Below are 20842 nucleotides of genomic sequence, written 5' to 3'. Positions count from 1 at the left end.
TTAGGCATCCAATTCGACACGGAATAGTGCGTGACCGTAGTCCACAACATCTTCTTCCTCAACCAAAATTTCAGTAATGATACCAGCAACTTCACTCTTTACCGGTGTCATCAACTTCATTGCTTCAACAATCGCAACTTGCTCACCAACGGCAACGTGGTCACCCACTTGCTTAAATGGTGCTGCATCTGGATTTGGCTTCAAGTAAACCGTACCAACCAACGGTGCGTCGATTGTTACGCCTTGCTTTTCTTCCTTATCCAATGGATGATGCTCAGCAGTTGCTACAGGCGCCTCTGCTGTCGCGACACTCGCAACAGCTGGCTGTGCAGGCGTCGTGACAACAGGTTGCGCGATTTCGTTCTTGCTCAAGTGCAAGCTGAAATCATCTGATTGCAATGAAAACTCACGCAATGAACTGTTTTCCAAATCTTGCATCAAAGCTCGAATGTCATCTAATTGCAAACCCATTAATTCTCACTCCACTTCTTGAAAATGATTGCGGCGTTGTGACCACCAATCCGTAGTTAGCTGACAAAACGTAGTTAGGGGCAACAAACTTGTTGTATCAGTAACCAACGTTACACCAGCAGTTTCAGGATCTTGTTCCGTCACACCAACGTTAACTGGCAATTGTTCACGAACCAAAGCACCAATTGCAGCGATTGCTTCAATGGCACCAGCGGCTCCCAACAAGTGACCTGTCATACCCTTAGTTGATGAAACAAGCACACCGTTCTTTCCGAATACCAACTCCATTGCCTTTGATTCGGCAGCATCGTTAGCACCAGTAGCTGTTCCGTGTGCGTTGACATAGTCAATGTCGCTAGCTTCAATACCAGCGTCTTGCAAAGCCAACTTCACTGAACCAGCAGGTCCTGATCCGTCAGGTGTTGGACTCGTCAAGTGGTAGGCATCTGAGTTAGCCCCATAACCAACCACTTCGGCGATAATCTTGGCACCGCGAGCTTGCGCATGTTCCAAAGATTCCAAAACCAAAATTCCTGACCCTTCACCCATGACGAAACCGTGACGGTTAACATCAAATGGCTTTGAAGCTTCAAGTGGGTTTGGCTCAGTTGACAAAGCAGTCAACGCAGCAAATCCTGAGATTCCCATTTCGTTAACCGTTGCTTCTGAACCACCCGTAACCATCACATCATACTTACCAGATTGGATACGCCAGAAGGCTTCACCAATCGCGTTAGTCGCACTAGCGCACGCCGTTGACAATGTGTAGTTAATTCCCTTGGCACCGTAACGCATTGACACGTTACCTGACACCATGTTTGGGATAGCGTTTGGCACGAACATTGGGCTCACACGTTGTGGTCCCTTGTCGTGCATCTTGATAACTTGTTCTTCGATTGTTGTCAAACCACCGATTCCGTTACCCATGATAACGCCGAAACGATCCGGGTTATCAACACCATCTGCCAAACCAGCGTTTTCCAAAGCTTCACCAGCTGCGTGAACAGCATATTGTGAGAACAAATCCATCTTGCGAGCTTCGCGCTTTCCAACGCGTTCTGCAGGATCGAAGCCCTTCACTTCACCGGCAACTGTGACACCCGTTTCCGTGGCGTCAAACTTTGTAATTGGGGCAATACCAACTTGACTGTTAAAGATTCCATCCAAAAAGTCATTTGCTGTATTACCAACGGGTGTAACTGCACCCAAACCTGTTACGACAACTCGTGTCATGTTGTTCTCCTCTACTTTCCTAAAGCATTAGATACGACTTATTTAAATAAGTTACGAAAGAATAAGTGCATCAAGTCGTATCTGGTTTCCTTAGATGTACAATCCACCATCGACCGTAATTGTTTGGCCAGTGATGTAATCGTTTTGAGCCAAGAACAAGGCAGTTTGTGCGATTTCAGCCGCGTTTCCAAAACGCTTCAAAGGCACAGCCTCTAGGACTTGTTCCTTAACCTTGTCAGACAAAGCATCCGTCATGTCAGAAACGATCATGCCGGGCGCGATTGCGTTAACACGAATGCCACGCATTGCACCTTCCTTTGCCAACGTCTTCGTCAAGCCGACGATTCCGGCCTTTGACGCAGCGTAGTTAGCTTGTCCAACATTACCCATCAATCCCACCACTGATGCGATGTTAATGATGTTTCCTGAACGGGCGCGCAACATCTTCTTGAAGAGTGGTTGCGTCACGTTAAACGTTCCGTTCAAGTTTGTGTTCACAACATTGGCGAATTCGCTCGGCTTCATCCCCATTGCCAACTTGTCGTCAACGATTCCAGCGTTGTTAATCAAAATGTCGATACCGTCTACTTCTTCAAGCAAACCAGTCAACGCGTCGTTAACACTGTTTTCATCAGCGATATCAGCCGTAATTGCCAATGTGTCTTCACTGAATTCAGCCATGACTTCAGGCTTTACAGCTGAACGCCCGTGCAAAATCACACGTGCGCCAGCTTCATCAAAAGCCTTAGCAATAGCCAATCCAATACCGCGTGTTGATCCTGTAATCAACACATTCTTTTCTGCAAGATCCATTATTGTACTGTCTCCTGTTCTGCAATCAACATGTCGCGAACTTCATTAAATGAAGCAAGGTCCTTTACGCAGTAGCGCTTAACGTCCTTACCAACAATCTTCTTGGCAAACTTCATCAAAGTGTCGCTTGGACCAAACTCAATCAACGTATCAACACCATCATCAACCATGGCTTGCAACGCTTGGGCAAAGTATGTTGGTGACGTGATTTGTTGCAACAAAGTTGCCTTCACATCCACAAACTTTTGACCCGTCGTGTTTGAATATACAGCGAATTCAGGCGTGTTAAACGTTTCGTCAGTTAGGCGAACTGCCAATTGATCAGCAGCCGTTTGCAACAATGGTGTGTGGAAAGCCCCTGAAACTGGCAATTCAACCATACGTGAGACACCAGCTTCAGTTAGTGCTGCCATGGCATCATTAACATCTGCTTCAATACCACCGATGACCAATTGGTTAAATGTGTTGAAGTTGGCTGGATAAACGCGCTTGCCAGCTGCTTGTAGCTTCTCAAGCGTGGCAACTACCATATCTTGTTCATCCTTCATAACGGCAACCATCTTACCTGGGTTTGCATCACCAGCCGCTTGCATGTAAGCACCGCGATCCTTGATAATGCGCATTGCTTGTTCAAACATCATTGCACCCGCAGCAGTCAAAGCACTATATTCGCCCAAACTTAGGCCCAATGCAGCGGCTGGCTTTGGCATAACGTCTGACAAAGCATTGTAGATACCCATGCTCATTGCCAAAATAGCAGGTTGTGTGTACTTCGTTTGCTTGATGTTGTCTTCACTATTTACAATAGTGGCCATAACATCGTAGCCAAGCAACTCACTCGCACGGTCAATTGTTTCTTGATATTCAGGTAAGTTCGCATACAAGTCAGCTCCCATGCCAACTTGTTGTGCGCCTTGACCACTCATCAATAGTCCTAGTTTCATGTTCTCTCCCCTGTTGTTTGGTTAGTTGAACAAGTCTTCAGCTTGTGACCAAACATCTTCTAGAATTTGTGCCACTGGCTTAATCTCAGTAATCATTCCTGAAATTGACCAGCCATGAAGGCACCGTTTTCCTTATCACCATCAAGCACAGCTCGGCGAAGTGAACCATTTTCAAGTTCTTCAATCGCATCTGCATCTGGCTTAGGCTTCGTGATTTCAATACGTTCTTGCTTAACAAAGTTCTTTGACATCTTTGTCTTCAAAACACGAGCGCGGTTACCCATCAATTCACCGGTAACCAACGTATCGATGTCCTTTGCTTTGACAACAGCGTTCTTGAAGTTTTCGTGAACTTCAGATTCTTCTGAAGCCAAGAAGCGCGTTCCCATTTGCACACCTGAGGCACCTAGCATGAAGGCCGCAGCAACGCCGCGACCATCTGCAATACCACCAGCTGCGATAACCGGAATCTTCAATGCGTCAACCACTTGTGGTACCAACGTCATCGTCGTCAACATACCAATGTGACCACCTGACTCCATACCTTCAGCGACAACCGCATCGACGCCCTTCTTTTCCATCATCTTAGCAAGTCCAACTGATGGTACAACTGGAATTACCAAAATGTCGTGGCTGTGCAATTCTTCGATAAATGGTGATGGATCACCAGCACCGGTTGCGACAACCTTAACACCTTCTTCAATGATGACATCGAAAACTTCGCGAATGTGACGTGACAACAACATCACGTTGACACCGAATGGCTTATCAGTAACTTCACGGGCACGGCGAATTTCTTCTCGCACCTTATCAGCCTTCCAATAACCCGTTCCGATGATACCCAAACCACCTGCCTCAGAGACAGCACCTGCAAGATGACCAGTCCCTGCCCAGGCCATACCACCTTGGATGATAGGGTACTTCATGCCTAACTTTTCAAATAATGGATTATTTAGCTTGACGCTCATTTTGCGGTTCCCTTTCTCTTTGGGTTTGTGTGATTAGGCGTTTACTTGCTCAGAAACCTTGTTTACCAAGTCTTGAACAGTTTGAATTTCTTCAGCCACGGCCAACTTGATGTCGAAGTCGTCTTCGATACGGTTCAACACTTCAAACAAATCCAATGAATCTGCGTCGATGTCTTCAGTCAAGTTCGTTTCAGGCTTAACTTCGCCCTCTTCCAAATCAAATTGGTCTACCAAAATTTCAGTTACCTTGTTCAAAATTTCTGCTTCAGTCATGTTAATACCCTCTGTTTTCTTTAAAATTTAAAATTAGTTTGAAAATTAAAATGTATACGTCATATACAATTTTAGAAAAATAAATTACACCTTGATAATCAAGGCGCCAACCGTCAATCCGCCACCAAATCCGGCGATTGCGATTGTTTGTCCTGCATGTACCGTCCCTGCTTCACGAAGTTCGTCGAGCAAGATGCCGATACTTGCAGCACTTGTGTTACCATATGAAGCCATGTTCATTGGAAACTTTTCAATTGGTTGGCCAAAACGCTTTGCAATGCTGCTGATAATGCGTCCGTTTGCTTGGTGCAATAGGTAAACATCAATATCATCAGGTGTTAAGTCGGCTTTAGCCAACGCTTCATTCAAGACATTTGGTACTTCGCGGGTTGCAAAGCTATAAACCTCACGTCCGTCCATTTTGAAATATGGATCAGCCGTCTTCAACGTGCCAGCAAAATGATTTGCATTTTGTTGTTGACCAGCCGTTAGGAACTGTGAACGTTCACCAAACGTTTTCAATGATTTAGCTAGCAAACCAGTTGCTGCTGTTGTGCGTTCTAGCAAGACGCCCGCTGCGCCATCTCCGAAGAGCACGGCCGTTGAACGGTCTTCCCAGTTCACAAGTTTGCTCAACACTTCCGCCCCGATAACTAAGCCCCGTTCATAACGCGTTGTAAGCAATGAACTTGCCATACTCAACGTATAAACGAAACCTGAACAAGCAGCGCTTAGGTCCCAAGCGAAAGCATTGTGCGCACCGATTTCCCCCTGCACAATTTGTGCAACACTCGGTGACAATGTATCCGGTGACATCGTGCCAACTAAGATGAAATCTAGTTGATCCGCTGTCAAACCAGCTTGATGGAGGAGTTTTTCTGCGACCGTCACAGCCAAATCACTGGTATCTTCAGTGTCGACGATGTGACGTTGCCGAAGTCCAGTACGTGAACTAATCCATTCATCCGACGTGTCCATAAATGATGCTAAATCATCATTTGTAACAACTCGTGACGGGATTGCTCGCGCTGACTGGACGATGGTAAATTTTTCCATGTCGCCCTCTCTTAGAACTGGATCAACTCGTGAAGATATTCTTGCAAATTAATCACTGCTTTACGTACGGCAGCCGCTTCATCGTCGGATAGAGAGTCAAACAATGAGTGGGCCATACCGCGGTGGAAAGCCTCGTGTGCACGGAAAACCGTACGTCCCGAGTGCGTTAGTACAAGATGGACAACACGTCGATCTTCGTCATCACGACGACGCTCAACGTATCCCTTATTCACTAGCTTATCGATTACGCTCGTCATCGCACTAGGCGTCAAGTGCACCATTTCGGCGACTTGTGACGCTGTACGTGTCTCATACATCGAGATGGCTGCAATCGTGTGCATATCCTTAATCGTGATGTCATTAAACTTTGATTCACGCAATGAGGCTTCCTCAATCCAGACAACGTTGTTAAAAACGTTAACTAGGGCCTCATTAATCTGTTCGAACGATGCTTCTTCACTAGCTGCCATACTTACTTCTCCGTCTCACTCTTGGCGTCAGCCGCCTTTTTCTCGTCAGGTGAAACAACAAACATCAATTCGGCGCTAGTTGCTAACTTGCCATCAACCATAGCTTTGACGTTTACTGTTCCCATGTTCTCTCTCAGATTACCGAATTCTACGTGTAACTTCAAGACGTCGCCTGGCTTTACCATGCGCTTGAACTTGGCATTGTCAATACCCGTCATATAAGCCGTCTTACCAACAAATTGTGGTGATGACAAAATCAAGATTGATGCCGCTTGTGCAAGTGATTCAATAATCAACACACCAGGCATAACTGGGTTCCCTGGGAAGTGACCTTGGAAGAATTGTTCATTGATTGTTACGTTCTTCGTTGCGATCAATGATTCTCCTGGTGTCATCTCGTCCACGTAATCCATATAAAGAATTGGATAACGGTTGGGAATCAAATCCATGATTTCAGTCGTCGTTAAAACTGCCATAGTCTCACTCCTTCCAAAAAGTATTTCGAACATCAAACTATTCGATATTCAAATCATATTTTGTTTTAAGCGAAATGTCAACACACTTTCGCAATAAATATACGTATACCCCATTTACTATCTAGGCTTCATTTGAAGAAAACGCCTAAATTCAGGCATTTTAACAAGTTATATCTTATTCATTTAATTCATAAAAATAGTAAATTTATGCAATAACTTACTTTTTGTATACAAAAAACAGGGATGATGTTCGCTGCCATCATCCCTGTTTGATTAGTCTACTTATCAGAATCCTTGTGCATCTTGTCCTTCAAGTCTTCAACTGCGTCGGCAGCCTTTTCCTTAATATCACCCATTGCATCACGGGCCTTACCAGCAAGGTTTTGTGTCTTGCCTTCAGCTTCAACGCGCTCGTTTCCAGTCGCTGATCCAACTACTTCCTTTGTCTTCCCAGCTGCTTCGTCGTACTTTCCCTTAACGTGATCTGACATTGCCATATAAATCGTCCCCCTTTGTTTGATTGCTTTAATCATAACAAGGAACATGTGGCTTGCCATCTGCCAAACGGGCAAGCTTAGTAAGCTAGTCCGACACGCTTAAAGATATCATCGACGTGCTTCAAGTGCCAATTGTAGTCAAAGGCGTCGTCGATCTCAGTCTTCGTTAGCTTCTCGGTGATTGTTGCGTCAGCATCTACCAAATCACGGAATTGGAGTTGCTCATCCCATGAACGTGCCGTCAACGGTTGAACCGTATCGTAAGCTGCTTCACGAGACATTCCGGCATCCACCAACTTCAACAGCAAACGTTGTGAGTAAATCAAGCCATACGTACGCTTCATGTTAGCCAACATTGTTTCTGGGAAGACTTGCAAGTTCTCCAAAATTGCCGTCAAACGGTGCAACATGTAATCCAAAACTGTCGTTGCATCAGGCAAAATAATACGTTCAGCACTTGAGTGTGAGATATCACGCTCATGCCACAAAGCAACATCTTCCATAGAAGTAACTGCATAACCGCGCAAAACGCGTGACAAGCCAACGATGTTCTCTGAACCAATTGGGTTACGCTTGTGTGGCATTGCTGATGATCCCTTTTGACCACCCTTAAAGCCTTCTTCAACCTCATGAATTTCTGAACGTTGCAAACCGCGAATCTCAGTGGCAACTTCTTCCAACGTCGTTCCGATAACCGCAATCGTCGTCACGTAGTCAGCGTGCAAGTCACGTGGCAACACTTGTGAGCCAATTGCTTGTGGCGTTAGGCCAAGTTCAGCCATGGCTGCCTCTTCAACAGTTGGTGGCACATTGGCGAATGTACCAACTGCCCCTGACAACTTTCCCGTTTCAACGGCCGCTGCGACGCGTTCAAAACGCTCAAGGTCGCGGACAGCTGCTTGGTAAAAGCGCGCCATCTTCAACCCAAACGTCGTTGGTTCCGCGTGAACACCGTGTGTACGGCCCATCATCACGGTGTGCTTGTACTTACGGGCCAACGTTGCCAAGACATCCTTGTAGGCTGCCAAATCGGCCTTAATAACGTTGTTTGCTTGGCGTAGACGTAATGCTTGGGCAGTGTCTACGACGTCAGTTGACGTCAAACCATAGTGAATCCACTTACGCTCATCCCCCAATGACTCTGACACATTGCGCGTAAAGGCAACCATGTCGTGACGCGTCGTCTCTTCAATCTCTGCAATGCGATCAACATCGAATTTTGCATTTGCACGGATTGCTGCCAAATCCTCCGCCGGTACGTGCCCCTCAGCTACCCAGCCGGCTGTGACAGCAATTTCTACATCTAGCCAAGATTGGTATTGGTTCTCCAATGACCAAATATGGCGCATTTCAGGTCGTGCATAGCGATCAATCATGTTTATCCCCTTATTAAATCGTCTTAAAATACGAACAAAACTTTAATTACGTTTATTATTGTACATTATTCACGAATGTTTTTGCACTATTTATCTGAATTTTGACCAAAATAAAAGGAACAAGCGGTTATCGCTTGTTCCTTAGTTCGTAATATTTACTTTTCAGATTGGGCACCAACTGCCATAATCGCCATTCCAATGGCTCCTACAGCACAACCCAGTACAAAAGCTACAATCATGCCATTATCCTTAGCTAATCATTCAAATTATTAGTTCTTACGTCCAGCAACGACTAGGAAAGCCATTCCCATAATGCCAATAAATCCGCCGGCCATAAATGAAAGCAACATCATCATCTTGCTTCCTCCTCTTTTTCTCTATGTACTAATAGTAACCGGACTTTATGAACGGTTTATGAACATTGTTTGGATGAAAATAACATGCGCGAAAGTTGCATTTACCAGGTTTTCCAGCTAAACTCAAGTCTTAACGGGGGTATCGAAATGTATATACTTGGCTTGCTAATCGCCTTCATTTTAGGTGGTTGCGTTGGGGTTGTGGGCATGGCACTTTTTGTTGCTGGTGCTAACGCTGATCGACGAGATTCAAACAAATAATAATAACAATGGGCAACGATTCTATCACGCTAGAGTCGTTGCCCATTTTTTAATATGCTGAAAAGAAACGTTTTTTCTTAATTGGTGTTTGGTGCTGACGAGATAAACGATCACCGTTGACCAACGCCTTGGCGTTATCATCAAATTGCTTTGCTAAATCAGAGCCATATGCTGCTTTTAGTTTATCGAATGCAGCTGTCATTTCATATTTGCGACCTGGAATATGGTGTGCATCTGATGCAAACAAGTGTGCCAACCCATTAGCGATAATATCGTCACTAAAGGCCGTCACCGCTTTACCAAATGTACCAACATATGAACTAGCGGTCACTTGTGCATATGCCCCGCGTGACACCATGTCATACAACAATTGTGGTTCCTTCATTAGACGCGTGTTACGTTCTGGGTGCACAATGATTGGCACCAAACCGCGTTGTTGGATTTGGAACAACATATCCATCGTAAATGCTGGTACATCATCTGATGGGAATTCGATCAAGATGTAAGTTCCCTGCTCATCTGTTGTGAGAATGTCACCGTCATCCAACGCTGACAACAAGCCACCATTGATGCGGACCTCTTGAGATGGGAAAACCGTCAATGGAATATCCGCATTGTTCAATTCAGCTTGAAAATCAGCCGTTAGTTTGATTACATCTGATGCATGATTCACATAGCGTCCATTCATGTGGTGTGGTGTCATAAGTGCGTGCGTCACCCCATCCGCAACCGCATCACGTGCCATCTGCAACGAAACGTCAAGGTTTTCTGAACCGTCGTCAATGCCTGGTAATAAGTGACTGTGAATATCAATCATGTTCGTCTCCTTAAACCTTTTCTCTTTCTTTAACTATACCCTAATTATTCACGGATTGTTATATAATTATTCATGTTTTGAATACATTTTAAGGAGTTTTTCCCATGATTAAAAAGGTGTTACTTTGGATTTTGGGTATCGCTGTTACCCTGATTGTGATTGGTGGTGGCGTCGCTGCATTCGCGCTACACAACACGACTTCGAAGATTCACTCAATGGATAGCTCATTGAGCAAGGCATCAGATACAAAGACTTCCGCTGGCAAGCCAGTTTCCTACCTCTTGTTGGGAACTGACACCGGTGCATTGGGTCGCACGGAAAAGGGTCGTACAGATACCATGATGGTGATGACGGTTAACCCTAATACGAAGACGACGACAAAGGTTTCTTTGCAACGTGATACTAAGATTACTATTGATGGTATGACTGAAAAGCTGAACGCTGCTTATGCACTTGGGGACGCCAAACAAGCCATGACGACCGTTGAGCAATTGCTTGATATTAAGCTCGATGGGTATTTGTTGGTTAATATGAAGGGGATGGAGCAATTAGTTGATGCCGTTGGTGGCGTGACTGTTAAGTCTCCCCTCACTTTCTCATATGAAGGATACTCATTTACTGAAAACCAAGATGTCACAATGAACGGCGCGGAAGCATTGGCATTCTCTCGCATGCGTTATGATGATCCACGTGGTGACTACGGTCGTCAAATTCGTCAACAATTGGTCATCGAAGCAGTTATGAACAAGTTGAAGGCCGATCCTAAGTCAGCGCTGAACAATGACTTCCTTGATGCTGTTTCAGATAACGTTCGTTCAAACATTTCACTGACTTCAATGCGTAACTTGGCTACTAAGTACCGCGATGCAGGTGAAACAATCAACCGTGACCAAATGACTGGTACTGGTGTGATGATTGATGGCGTTTCTTACCAAGAAATGTCTCAAGATGAGATTACTCGTGTTCACAATGAAATTATAGATGCAACCAACTAATTTACCAACAATAAAAAGGCATCGCACAAGCTAACCCAAAAGTCGGCTTGTGCGATGCCTTTTTTATGTTCGTACTCAATCCGTACCCTAAAAAGTATTACGTTTAATTGAACAGACGCTTTTTTATTACCAAAAAATAGTTGCTTCGACCGAACATTATGATAATCATTGTAGCGCTTACCAAAAGCATCGTGACAACTTTTCCGATTATTGTAATTAAAGAATTACCACCCAAGTAAGTCTCGCCTAAATAACCAAGGAAAGTCTGAATACCGAAAAGCAATCCAAACTTACACAATAGTTCTGACACGCCTTGAAAATTCCCTTTCAAAGGATACTTGTAAATAACGAAGGGTTCTATCCATGATACGGTCATTGCTGTGGACAGTATCGTTCCAAGCAATACCCCATTCACCCCCAGCTTAAATGGACCAACGAACAGCAACGTTAAGAAGAGATTTACAAAAGCCTCTATGATCGACTTCCACCTCTGAACCCATTGCAAGCCAAAGGCATCAATGTATATCCAAAATGGCACACGAACTAACTGCAAAATAAGTACAATAGAAATCAAAGTTTCCGTTTGAACAGCAAATACAGATTTTTCTCCTACCCACATGCGCATAAATGGCGAAAGTACAACTAAATAAATTGCATATCCACCCGCGATTAATGTATACAAAATAAAAATTATTTCTGTTAATACAATTCTATTTTTTTCAAAATCTCTTTCAACACCTAAATGTCCAACACTCGGGGTTAATGCGCTGGAAACTTTTTGCAGAATTGTCTGTATCGCATTCGTTATTACTGAATAATTTGAATAGATACCAACAGTGGCCAGATTAGTAAATAGCGACAAAATAATATTGTCACTACCAAAAACGATTAAACTCCCTATTTTACTTGAAAACCCACCAACCGCATTTTTAAAAATTTTGGATTTTTCTGCAGAATCAAGAAGAATTCGGTCAGTATCTTTCAAAAAAGGAAACTCATGCCGCGCAATTACAGTAATAATTACATTCAAAATAATAGTTCCAATTAGTTGTATAGACACATACAAAACCGGATTTTTAAAAATCATTAAGCTAATCAGCTGAGCCAGATTTACAACTATAAAGCTAAGCGAAGTTACTCCGTTCACAATATACCCTTGCTGGTTTGCATTTAATACAGATCGATTATAACCAAGCAAATAACTTGAAACTGTATTCGCTAGAAATAAAAAGTAAATGGTATAAACATCCGGTAATTTCATGCCTGCATTCCCTATTATTTCTGGCAAGAACGCTACTAAAATTACTCCTAAAACAGATACAATAATTGCAATCCATCTAAAAGTATTCCTGTATAGTCGCATGACCGCTGTGATTTTTTTTGTATCTTTTTCTTTTAATGGCTGAAAAAGAGTGTACACAAAGACAGAATCCAATCCTAAATCAACTAGCGACAACATTGACAAAGTGCTTGTTAATACGCCATTTAATCCTAGGTAATCGTTACCTAACTTTTGAATGAACACCACACGTACAATCATCGAAAGAAACAACTGCACAAAATAAGTTATTAACGTAACCATTACATTTAATTTTGCACGTTTAGTTCTATTCATTTTTTAACGTATTCCTCTCTGCCGAAACTTTATCAATTAATAGAGTATATTCACTCAAAACTTTCGCCATTGAAAAATGACTCTGTGCGGATAGTGCTTTACTTTTTAAATCTTCTACGTTGTTTACAGCATCCAATATATTAGCAGACAACGTAGACACATCCGACGTATTTTCAATCAATTCACCGAAACGACCATCTTCCAAAATCTCTTCCGAACCGCCATTCTTTGTTGCCAAGACAGGCACACCAAGGACCAACGCCTCTCCGATTACCGTTGGATAACTCTCAACTCGAGATGAATTAACAAACAAATCCGATGACTTTACATAAGGCATTGGATTAGACTTCATCCCCAGCAGAAACACGTTACGCAAATTGTTCTTATCAACAATATTTTCCAAGGTATTGAAAAATGATCCATCCCCAATAATTGTCAAAGAAAGCGGCATCGGCGTTGATTCTGCTGCATTCTTGAAAGCTTCTATCAACAGATCAAATCTTTTTACTGGGTCTGCTCTTCCTACAGAGATAACTCTGAATGTATTATCAGTGAGTTGCAACCATTCTGAATAGTTATCGTCGGCAGTCAAACTTTTAGTTTGTATTTCCCGTGAATCAATCACATTGTGGATTATCGTCTTGTCAGTATTCACTTGTGGAAATTTAGACATAAATCCATTTTTACCACCTTCAGATACAAACACAATTTTGTCGTAACCGTTATAGATACGTTCTTGCTGAGCTATTGATCTATAGCTGGAGTCAGCCCAGGGATTAGTGCTTACATCAGTATGAATCCAAGCAATTTTGGGATTCTTCTTGTATATCGAGGCAATGTGGGTAGAGATTCCCTCCATAAAACTTATGACAACTGTTGAACGGTCAACTCGATTTGTAATCTCCAATAGCTTCGGCACATAAAATAAAATCCGCTTAAACGTTGCTCTATATATTTTCGAAAACAGACCATTCTCTTTTGGTACTAATCCTTTAATGACTACGTCACTTGGAACGTCCTTAACTAATTCACCCTCCACCGTGTGCAGAATCAAACTTACATCGTACATTTCACGATCGAAGTTTTTCAAAAAGCTGATTAGGACTTTCTCAGCCCCGCCCATCTTTAAGTTCCGCATCAAAATAACAACTTTACGCTTCATTTTCTATCTCCTTGAAGATGTTTTGAATATCTTTTTCAGTGACTTTTCTGCCATTTTCAGAGGATAAACTAGTCCAAAGAGTAGGGAAATAATTACGTAACACACTTTTTATACCGTTTCTAAATGACTGCTTATTGGCTCTCCCCCATGAATTCATAAACAAATGTTCCGCAAAATTTGCTTCTCTGTTTCTAGAAAAATATGAAAAATAATCCAACGGCAATATCAAGATTCCATCCTGGATTTCTTGTCGGACACCAGTGTTACTAAATTCAGGATATAAAGCAGAGAACAAGACCGTCATAATTGGGTTGTTTGTATATTCAAGCAACAATGGCTGCATCTTAGTAAAAGCACGATTTTCGTACACTTGTAGCATGTTATTAATAAATTCATGATTGGGTTCCGCCAGAATAATTCCGGTTGCAAGACTATTTTTGTACAAATAACCCATCACAAGCCGCTTTGCCAAAAACGGAGAAAGGCTTTTCTTCAGTTCCATATCAGTATCCAAATAAACTCCACCGTACTTGTTCAAAACGTCTAGTCTCAACACATCAGTCAAATATGCCCAGTTTTTGGTTTCATACATCTGCTTTGAAAACGAATACTGTGAGAAATCCCAATTTTCTTCATTCCAAAGCTTAAACTCCCAATCTGGTAATATTTGCTTCCAGCGTTGTACTCTCTCTTCAACCTCGATCGGAATTTTTCGTCCAAACCAAGCATAATGCACAATTTTAGGAATCATACAAGTTCCTCCGACTCTCTACCTAAAACCCTTAAAATATAGTTTGAAAATCCAATCATTAAGGACAACCCATGTAAACCACCGAAGTTTCTCAACACATTGAACGTCCAAAACATAGATTTAATTTTATTAGAAGAAAGCGAATTATGAATCCTGTATTTAGCATGCGATTCCTCAAACAAAAAGGCATATTTCACTTTTCTAATTAACATAATCCAGGCTGCGTAGTCCTCATGATGTGCATCCGGGAAAAGATTATCAGGAATCACGCTTCTTTTCACAACAACGGTCAGCAACCCTGCGGGGTTTCCCTTCAAAAAATCCTCCAAAGAGTATCTACCCGCAGGTAATTTTCTTGCCTTAAGAGGTGTTCCCTCATGATCCATCGTCTCATAGTTAGTGAACGAAAAAGCGATGCCTCTATCCATCATTTTCGAAACCTGCATTTTCAATTTATCTGGTAGCCATATATCGTCCGAGTCTAAAAAGGCGACATATTCACCGCGAGACATTGATATTCCAACATTTCTAGTCATTGCAACGCCTACGTTCTTCGAATTAAATGCGGTCCTTACTGTTCGATTACTATATTCTTTGAATTTATTGATTAATCGAACAGTATCATCGGAACTTGAATCGTCCACAATAATTATTTCTAAATCATCCAAAGTTTGATTTTCTACTGACAAAAGCGTCTCCCATAAAGTGTCAGCGCTATTGTAGGTCGGGATAATTACGGATACCAAAGTCACAACCACTCTCCCCGCTTTCTTCTAGAATGTTCGATAGTAGACGAATTTGACAAAATTTTTAAATCCCTTAAAGAGTTCGAAATATTTGCCCCGATTAGAATGTAGAGCATTATGAACACGTTTGCTTACCAAAGCAGAAGAAACATCTTTATTTAACTTAGCAATCCATAGATAGCCTACGAAGTATGTTTTAAACGCTTCGTTCACTATTCTCGAGTTGCCGGATATTTCAAACACAGCATTAAGCATTAAATCTAACGAGGTCATCTTATCCATAAGTTTAGTTTCACTGAATTGCCGTGTTATGCTGCCAGATCTACGGTAATACTTATACAAAGGCAAGTTGATAAATCTATACTTATCTGAAGCGTTTTGTCTTAGAAAATCCATAAAAAAAGCCAAATCTTCGTAGTACATCTCCCTAAAAGATAGTTCTTTTATTGCTTCGGTTCGAAAAATTTTAGTAGGTGCATATCCTGGAATAAATCCCTGTTTAATACCTAAGAGCTCAGTTAGAATATCATCCTTTCGAAGTGTAAATTCATCCATTTTCGGCTGATCTTTGCTCGTAACTGTATTTATATTGCCATCTTCAAGAATTTCATCGTAGCCAAACATAATTAAATCATCAGAACTACCATTAATCGCATTTAGTAATATTTGAGCCGCTCCTTCACCCAAAGCATCATCTAAATCAAAAAAATAAACATATCGGCCATTGGCTAAAGAATACCCAAAATTTCGAGCTGATGATAAACCACCATTTTCTTTGTGATAGACAATTACGTTGTCATAAGTCTTTTCAATGTTTTTGGCGACACTTAGACTGCCGTCAGTGGATCCATCGTCAATAATTAATATTTCAACCGCTTTATTATTTAACCAAACGCCCAACGATTCCACGCTTCGTACCACATAATCTATTACGTTATACATTGGGATAACTACCGTTAAGTCATAATTCATATTTTGACTTTTCAAAGAACTTATCATTTAAGATTTTCTCCAAATTATGTAATATTTCTTCATCTCTGACACCATCGTCGTTTATTACCAGCATCTTTACTTTTGGTCCTACTTTAACCGTTTTTTTAAAGTCGCCGACCGTCAAATAAAGCCCATTCAATTTACCAGGTACAAAATCTCCTTTTACATTTCTGTAATATCTTACGGCCCAATCGTTAATATCTGACGGTTCTCTAAAACGATTAGACCATGTATTTCTTAGTTCAAGCATTCCGATTTTCTCAAAATTTTTAAAATCAGATTTACGGTACGCGAGCGCTAGATGGGGATTGTAAAATCCAACAAATCCACCGTATGGAATCGACAATAATGTTCTCACCTGATTAAATCCATATTTGAGATTAAAAAATTTACGGAAATTATTTTTCATCACTTCTCGTTTATTAAAAATTTTATTTACAAGTGCTGTACCATTTTGAGAAATATGAAAAAAACCATCTTGGAATGGAACTACTGAATTTTCTACCAAAACATCAACAGGCAGTTCATTAATAAAATAATCCTCTGGCAAATTTCTGTTCCACAATACGAGGTCATCATTCATTAATATGAAGTTTTCAGATAGTTCGGAAATCTTATATACGCTGGTAACAATTACATTCGAATTAAATGTTGGCAATTCTCCATCAATAAATTCAGTGTGATCTACAACTTTCACTCTAGCAACATCTAACCATTTCGGAACCTGGTGATCCGTTACCAAAAAAACGTTATTAACCCAGGGCATATACATTTCAATTGATCTAAATAAATATTTAAGAGTACCATAGTCATCAAATCTGTTATTAGACTTCATTTCGTCCACAGATTCATCATTACCAGATAAATATTCATTTTTCTTTTTGTTCCAAATAGGGTCTGAACCGTCAACCCACGGAATAACCACATCAATTTTTTCTTCAATATTCATTTTCTCATCTCCAAATCGGCATAACCAACATTTTCCCGTAAGCCAACAAATCTGTAGGTGGCAAAAAGTTACCAGGGGCTGTCCAATAATACGTGAATCCAATTACCAAAGTTAAAAACACCACAGCCAAATCAATGTAGGTGAATTTATTTGTCTTCACAACACTAAATATCCAAAATACCGTCAACATGACCCATGCAAATGGATATATTCTTTGGAACAAAAAGAACGGCAGGCTTAGGCCAGTTAAAAGATAATTGAACTCGACGTTGTACAGATTAGCTTTTGAAACGTTCTGACGAATTAAATAAAATCTAGAAAACATCAACGTAACTATGATGAACCATCCTACATAAAATTTTCTCATCCATTCAAACGTCCCAGAAAAACTATCATCACTGACATAAGCAGCAAACTGATTCAAAACGTTGCCAACCAAGCTACTATGGAAAACAACTACAACACCCAAAGCCATTACTGCTAAAAACGGTAACGAACGCTTGACAAAACTATTGTTTCTAGAAGATACGATAGTGGCAAATACCTTTATTCCGAGGTAAATCCATGCCGCTGGGTGAAACAATCCAGCCACCACAGACCAGAATAATTTAGGAATGGTAATTAATTCTCTATTTAAGGCATCACTCGCCATAAGCAAAATAACAATATCGGTTGCCACATACCATCTAAAGCCACTAACAGGCAACTTCAGTGTCATCATAAAAATTAATGAAAAATAACCAAACGCTCTGATGAATATTGTTAAAGCATCTACTTTATCCGTTTCACTAACTTTAGCAATCGCAAACAATCTAACAAAAATAGAAAATACTACAGTAATGGCTGATAATAACCGGTAATCTGCCGTTTTAGAAATAATAAATAAAAGTACCGCAGACAAAGGCCAAGTTTGCCCGTTAAGCCCATACTCAGACACGGGCGTTGTACTGTATAGTTGTGATACAAAATCAGATATACCGTTAACAGATTGAATCGAGTTCATATAGGCAACGTATCTGAACATGTCGTCTGTCGGTAGATATGTATAATGCATCGCAAATCCTACAAAGCCCAGGGCTGTGCCCAGGATTGCTAGAATATTAGTTTTTTTCTCAAAGATAATCACTGCAGCACCAAAAATAATACCACCCATTGGAAATACTATACTGAGAAATATCGCCGTCAGTCCTAAAATCACACCCAAGGGATCACTCTCCATTCAAAAAAATTATGAAAAATGCGATGCATTCTCGCATCGCATTTCTTAATGCGCTCCGTGTCCAGTCACTACCACAGAAAGAGTGTGCAGAACTATGAGCAAGTCTTCTTTAAAGCTAATGTTTTCAATATACTCCAAATCATCAGCCAATTTTTCACTAGGCGTGGCATCATATCCTCCACGAATTTGCGCCAAACCACTAAGTCCCGGTGTTACTCGTAATCTTTTTTCAAATCCCGGAACTTCTTCAGAAAATTGACTCGTAAATGATGGTCGCTCTGGTCGTGGCCCAATAAAACTCATTTCACCAGAAATAACACTAAATATCTGGGGTAATTCATCAATTCTTGTCATGCGCACGAAATGTCCCATCTTTGTGATTCTAGAATCATTCTTTTTTGCCCAAACAGCGCCAGACTTTGCTTCTGCATCTGTATACATCGATCGAAGCTTAGTAACATATATGACGGAACCCATTTTACCAACACGTTCCTGTTTATAAAACATTGGCCCTGGAGTGTCTATTTTAATTAATACACCAAAAATTAAAATCACTACCGACGCAGGAATTGCAAATAGAATGGCAAAAATCAAGTCAAACACTCGCTTAACAATTAAATATCCATTCCTGACTGGTTGAACATTTTCAAGTTTTGCGAGGTAAACCTCTGAACTATTATCTTTCATATTTTACAAACTCTCCCAATATTCTGCCGCACCTGCATTGAAATCGTACATCGGAGTGTAACCCATAGAAGTTAGCTTCGAAATATCAGCTTCAGAATATTTAATATCGCCCAGACGCTCTGGTTCCTTCTTTAACGTCAGTTTCTTACCAGACGCACTCTCTAATCCCTTAATTGCATCAAGCAATGTTCTAGAGGTTCCTGTTGCAACATTGAACACTTCACCAACCATTTGATCATTTTCTTCAGCTAGCTTCAAAGCGGCAACTACATCTTTAACATACACAAAATCTCGTGTCTGAAGCCCGTCACCGAACAATCGGAAAACAGAATTTTCTTGCAACGCACTTGTAATAATACTTAGCACCCCTGAATATGGTGACTTAGGATTTTGTCGTGGTCCATAAACATTAAAGAAGCGAACCGCTACAGCTGGCAAATCATATAACGCAGAATACGTTAGAACAAAGCGTTCAGTAGCATATTTATCAATAGCATACGCAGTTGCTGGACGCACTGGCCCATCTTCTCTCTTTGGCAAGTCAGGCAAAGTACCATATGTTGCGGCAGATGAAGAAAATAGAATTCTCTGTGGTCGCAAATTGTTGATTCTCAAAGACTCCAAAATAGCGATATTTGCTTCTTGATTAACTTGATGAGATTCATACGGACGCTCAATAGTGTCGGCAACAGATGCAATTGCTGCAAGTAAGTAAATATAGTCAAAGTTGTACTTAACAAGCAAGTCATTCATAAACGTCGTGTCTGTTATGCTTTTTTCAAAAAAAGTTAAATTGTCATTTTCAGGGAGATTTGCCAACAACCCCATAGATAAATCATCAACTACAACAACGGTATTCCCTTCATTCAGATGACGTTCTACTACGTGTGATCCAATAAATCCTGCTCCACCTGTAACCAATACAGTTTTATTCATTTTGTTATCTCCATTCAAATTATTCATTTCCGTAGCCATATCCATATCCGTAGCCGTATCCATAACCATATCCTGCATCGTTTTTACCGCCACGAACACGTTGCACAATTCCCAAAATTTTCGTATCTGTTAATCGTAGCGTTTCTACTGTTCGTTCAAGATTGACTTTAAGCGTTTTACCAAAAATAGTTACCAAGATTGCACCATCCACAAGTGGCATCAATACGTGCGCGTCTGTGACTGCCATCACTGGTGGAACATCAAGTACCACAACGTCGTAGTTATTACGCATCCACTCAACCAAAGAAGCCATACGCGTTGAACTCAATAGTTCGGCTGGATTAGGTGGAACGGGGCCAGACGTAAGAACCTCTAAATTATCGACAAATGTCTTTTGAACTGTATCTTTTGGTTGTGCATTACCAGCTAAAATCGTCGTTAAGCCACGCGTGTTCAACAAATCGAACGTTGAATGTGCCGTTGGACGGCGCAAGTCTGCATCAACATAAAGCACACTTTTTCCAGCTTGCGCCCATGTAACAGCGACATTAGAAGAAACCGTTGTCTTTCCATCCGACATTTCAGCAGACGTAAACATCACAACTTGCAATTTATCCAAAGCTGCACCAGCAAATTCGATATTCGTACGCAATGTACGGAATTGCTCCGAAATAACATGCTTCGGTTCAACGAAAGTCACCAAACGCGCGCCATTATCTTGTGTCTCAGTATCTTCAACGTGCTTTTTCTTCAAAAAATTAAAACTCATATCTTATCT

General features: G+C 41.2%; 21 protein-coding genes and 2 pseudogenes. 1 reads left to right on the top strand and 22 read right to left on the bottom strand.

What is annotated here, in order from left to right; genetic code table 11:
* The 12 genes and pseudogenes from accB to OIT45_RS08955 form a co-directional block, all read right to left on the bottom strand.
* Positions 1 to 471, bottom strand: coding sequence for an acetyl-CoA carboxylase biotin carboxyl carrier protein (gene accB, locus OIT45_RS09010; protein ID WP_135798168.1), 471 nt, complete (start codon positions 469 to 471; stop codon positions 1 to 3).
* A pseudogene (gene fabF / locus OIT45_RS09005) lies at positions 471 to 1704 on the bottom strand (beta-ketoacyl-ACP synthase II). The gene accB and the pseudogene fabF overlap by 1 nt, the downstream one beginning before the upstream one ends.
* A gap of 90 nt (positions 1705 to 1794) precedes the next feature.
* The gene (gene fabG / locus OIT45_RS09000) at positions 1795 to 2517 is read right to left on the bottom strand and encodes a 3-oxoacyl-ACP reductase FabG (RefSeq protein WP_199403736.1); all 723 of its coding nucleotides are present in this window, start codon (positions 2515 to 2517) and stop codon (positions 1795 to 1797) included.
* A complete protein-coding gene (locus OIT45_RS08995; protein WP_199403737.1) occupies positions 2517 to 3461 on the bottom strand; it encodes an ACP S-malonyltransferase in 945 nt (314 codons plus the stop codon). The genes fabG and OIT45_RS08995 overlap by 1 nt, the downstream gene beginning before the upstream one ends.
* A 21-nt stretch (positions 3462 to 3482) precedes the next feature.
* Positions 3483 to 4429, bottom strand: a pseudogene (locus tag OIT45_RS08990) (nitronate monooxygenase).
* Between the two features lie 33 nt (positions 4430 to 4462).
* Positions 4463 to 4702, bottom strand: a complete 240-nt coding sequence (locus tag OIT45_RS08985; protein WP_003609785.1) for an acyl carrier protein — start codon at positions 4700 to 4702, stop codon at positions 4463 to 4465.
* 84 nt (positions 4703 to 4786) lie between these two features.
* On the bottom strand, positions 4787 to 5758 hold the full coding sequence (locus OIT45_RS08980) for a beta-ketoacyl-ACP synthase III (protein WP_264330125.1): 972 nt from the start codon (positions 5756 to 5758) through the stop codon (positions 4787 to 4789).
* A gap of 11 nt (positions 5759 to 5769) precedes the next feature.
* A complete protein-coding gene (locus OIT45_RS08975; protein WP_199403740.1) occupies positions 5770 to 6228 on the bottom strand; it encodes a MarR family winged helix-turn-helix transcriptional regulator in 459 nt (152 codons plus the stop codon).
* A 2-nt stretch (positions 6229 to 6230) separates the two neighbouring features.
* Positions 6231 to 6704 carry a 3-hydroxyacyl-ACP dehydratase FabZ gene (gene fabZ / locus OIT45_RS08970; protein ID WP_003609779.1) on the bottom strand — a complete coding sequence of 158 codons (474 nt, stop codon included), beginning with the start codon at positions 6702 to 6704 and terminating at the stop codon, positions 6231 to 6233.
* 278 nt (positions 6705 to 6982) lie between these two features.
* The gene (locus tag OIT45_RS08965) at positions 6983 to 7201 is read right to left on the bottom strand and encodes a CsbD family protein (RefSeq protein ID WP_135798175.1); all 219 of its coding nucleotides are present in this window, start codon (positions 7199 to 7201) and stop codon (positions 6983 to 6985) included.
* Between the two features lie 77 nt (positions 7202 to 7278).
* Positions 7279 to 8577, bottom strand: a complete 1299-nt coding sequence (gene purB, locus OIT45_RS08960) for an adenylosuccinate lyase (protein WP_199403741.1) — start codon at positions 8575 to 8577, stop codon at positions 7279 to 7281.
* Positions 8578 to 9243: 666 nt separating this feature from the next.
* Complete coding sequence (locus OIT45_RS08955; RefSeq protein ID WP_199403742.1) at positions 9244 to 10011, bottom strand: tyrosine-protein phosphatase; 768 nt, start codon at positions 10009 to 10011, stop codon at positions 9244 to 9246.
* Positions 10012 to 10118: 107 nt separating this feature from the next.
* Between OIT45_RS08955 and OIT45_RS08950 the strand changes: the two genes are divergently transcribed.
* Positions 10119 to 11006, top strand: a complete 888-nt coding sequence (locus OIT45_RS08950; RefSeq protein ID WP_199403782.1) for an LCP family protein — start codon at positions 10119 to 10121, stop codon at positions 11004 to 11006.
* A 103-nt stretch (positions 11007 to 11109) separates the two neighbouring features.
* Here OIT45_RS08950 and OIT45_RS08945 read toward each other — a convergent pair whose 3' ends face one another.
* Genes OIT45_RS08945 through OIT45_RS08900 form a run of 10 tightly spaced genes read right to left on the bottom strand, consistent with a single transcriptional unit; the run spans position 11110 to position 20833 of the window.
* Positions 11110 to 12621 (bottom strand): lipopolysaccharide biosynthesis protein, encoded by a 1512-nt coding sequence (locus tag OIT45_RS08945; RefSeq protein ID WP_264340004.1) that lies wholly within the window; start codon positions 12619 to 12621, stop codon positions 11110 to 11112.
* Complete coding sequence (locus tag OIT45_RS08940; protein WP_199403744.1) at positions 12614 to 13783, bottom strand: glycosyltransferase; 1170 nt, start codon at positions 13781 to 13783, stop codon at positions 12614 to 12616. Before OIT45_RS08940 ends, OIT45_RS08945 begins: the two co-directional genes overlap by 8 nt.
* Complete coding sequence (locus OIT45_RS08935) at positions 13773 to 14534, bottom strand: glycosyltransferase family 32 protein (protein ID WP_199403745.1); 762 nt, start codon at positions 14532 to 14534, stop codon at positions 13773 to 13775. Before OIT45_RS08935 ends, OIT45_RS08940 begins: the two co-directional genes overlap by 11 nt.
* Positions 14531 to 15286 carry a glycosyltransferase family 2 protein gene (locus OIT45_RS08930; protein WP_199403746.1) on the bottom strand — a complete coding sequence of 252 codons (756 nt, stop codon included), beginning with the start codon at positions 15284 to 15286 and terminating at the stop codon, positions 14531 to 14533. The genes OIT45_RS08935 and OIT45_RS08930 overlap by 4 nt, the downstream gene beginning before the upstream one ends.
* A 21-nt stretch (positions 15287 to 15307) precedes the next feature.
* Positions 15308 to 16279, bottom strand: coding sequence for a glycosyltransferase family 2 protein (locus OIT45_RS08925; protein WP_264330119.1), 972 nt, complete (start codon positions 16277 to 16279; stop codon positions 15308 to 15310).
* Entirely contained in the window at positions 16242 to 17222 is a 981-nt protein-coding gene (locus tag OIT45_RS08920; protein WP_199403783.1) for a Stealth CR1 domain-containing protein, read from the bottom strand. The genes OIT45_RS08925 and OIT45_RS08920 overlap by 38 nt, the downstream gene beginning before the upstream one ends.
* A 4-nt stretch (positions 17223 to 17226) precedes the next feature.
* Entirely contained in the window at positions 17227 to 18426 is a 1200-nt protein-coding gene (locus tag OIT45_RS08915; protein WP_199403748.1) for a hypothetical protein, read from the bottom strand.
* Positions 18427 to 18486: 60 nt separating this feature from the next.
* Positions 18487 to 19128: a sugar transferase gene (locus tag OIT45_RS08910; RefSeq protein WP_199403749.1), complete on the bottom strand. Its 642-nt coding sequence runs from the start codon at positions 19126 to 19128 to the stop codon at positions 18487 to 18489.
* Between the two features lie 3 nt (positions 19129 to 19131).
* Positions 19132 to 20064, bottom strand: a complete 933-nt coding sequence (locus OIT45_RS08905; RefSeq protein WP_199403784.1) for an NAD-dependent epimerase/dehydratase family protein — start codon at positions 20062 to 20064, stop codon at positions 19132 to 19134.
* A 19-nt stretch (positions 20065 to 20083) separates the two neighbouring features.
* Positions 20084 to 20833 (bottom strand): CpsD/CapB family tyrosine-protein kinase, encoded by a 750-nt coding sequence (locus tag OIT45_RS08900; RefSeq protein ID WP_199403750.1) that lies wholly within the window; start codon positions 20831 to 20833, stop codon positions 20084 to 20086.
* Positions 20834 to 20842: the final 9 nt, after the last annotated feature.

This window comes from Weissella sp. LMG 11983 (assembly GCF_025908495.1).
Taxonomy (GTDB): domain Bacteria; phylum Bacillota; class Bacilli; order Lactobacillales; family Lactobacillaceae; genus Weissella; species Weissella fermenti.
The sequence above is the reverse complement of the archived record's forward strand: the minus strand, read 5'-3'. Positions and strand labels throughout refer to the sequence as shown.

What these genes read in the sequence shown, in the direction of transcription:
- accB (WP_135798168.1), bottom strand. Translation starts at nt 471, where the DNA reads ATGGGTTTGCAATTAGATGACATTCGAGCTTTGATGCAAGATTTGGAA.
- fabG (WP_199403736.1), bottom strand. Translation starts at nt 2,517, where the DNA reads ATGGATCTTGCAGAAAAGAATGTGTTGATTACAGGATCAACACGCGGT.
- OIT45_RS08995 (WP_199403737.1), bottom strand. Translation starts at nt 3,461, where the DNA reads ATGAAACTAGGACTATTGATGAGTGGTCAAGGCGCACAACAAGTTGGC.
- OIT45_RS08985 (WP_003609785.1), bottom strand. Translation starts at nt 4,702, where the DNA reads ATGACTGAAGCAGAAATTTTGAACAAGGTAACTGAAATTTTGGTAGAC.
- OIT45_RS08980 (WP_264330125.1), bottom strand. Translation starts at nt 5,758, where the DNA reads ATGGAAAAATTTACCATCGTCCAGTCAGCGCGAGCAATCCCGTCACGA.
- OIT45_RS08975 (WP_199403740.1), bottom strand. Translation starts at nt 6,228, where the DNA reads ATGGCAGCTAGTGAAGAAGCATCGTTCGAACAGATTAATGAGGCCCTA.
- fabZ (WP_003609779.1), bottom strand. Translation starts at nt 6,704, where the DNA reads ATGGCAGTTTTAACGACGACTGAAATCATGGATTTGATTCCCAACCGT.
- OIT45_RS08965 (WP_135798175.1), bottom strand. Translation starts at nt 7,201, where the DNA reads ATGGCAATGTCAGATCACGTTAAGGGAAAGTACGACGAAGCAGCTGGG.
- purB (WP_199403741.1), bottom strand. Translation starts at nt 8,577, where the DNA reads ATGATTGATCGCTATGCACGACCTGAAATGCGCCATATTTGGTCATTG.
- OIT45_RS08955 (WP_199403742.1), bottom strand. Translation starts at nt 10,011, where the DNA reads ATGATTGATATTCACAGTCACTTATTACCAGGCATTGACGACGGTTCA.
- OIT45_RS08945 (WP_264340004.1), bottom strand. Translation starts at nt 12,621, where the DNA reads ATGAATAGAACTAAACGTGCAAAATTAAATGTAATGGTTACGTTAATA.
- OIT45_RS08940 (WP_199403744.1), bottom strand. Translation starts at nt 13,783, where the DNA reads ATGAAGCGTAAAGTTGTTATTTTGATGCGGAACTTAAAGATGGGCGGG.
- OIT45_RS08935 (WP_199403745.1), bottom strand. Translation starts at nt 14,534, where the DNA reads ATGATTCCTAAAATTGTGCATTATGCTTGGTTTGGACGAAAAATTCCG.
- OIT45_RS08925 (WP_264330119.1), bottom strand. Translation starts at nt 16,279, where the DNA reads ATGATAAGTTCTTTGAAAAGTCAAAATATGAATTATGACTTAACGGTA.
- OIT45_RS08920 (WP_199403783.1), bottom strand. Translation starts at nt 17,222, where the DNA reads ATGAATATTGAAGAAAAAATTGATGTGGTTATTCCGTGGGTTGACGGT.
- OIT45_RS08910 (WP_199403749.1), bottom strand. Translation starts at nt 19,128, where the DNA reads ATGAAAGATAATAGTTCAGAGGTTTACCTCGCAAAACTTGAAAATGTT.
- OIT45_RS08905 (WP_199403784.1), bottom strand. Translation starts at nt 20,064, where the DNA reads ATGAATAAAACTGTATTGGTTACAGGTGGAGCAGGATTTATTGGATCA.
- OIT45_RS08900 (WP_199403750.1), bottom strand. Translation starts at nt 20,833, where the DNA reads ATGAGTTTTAATTTTTTGAAGAAAAAGCACGTTGAAGATACTGAGACA.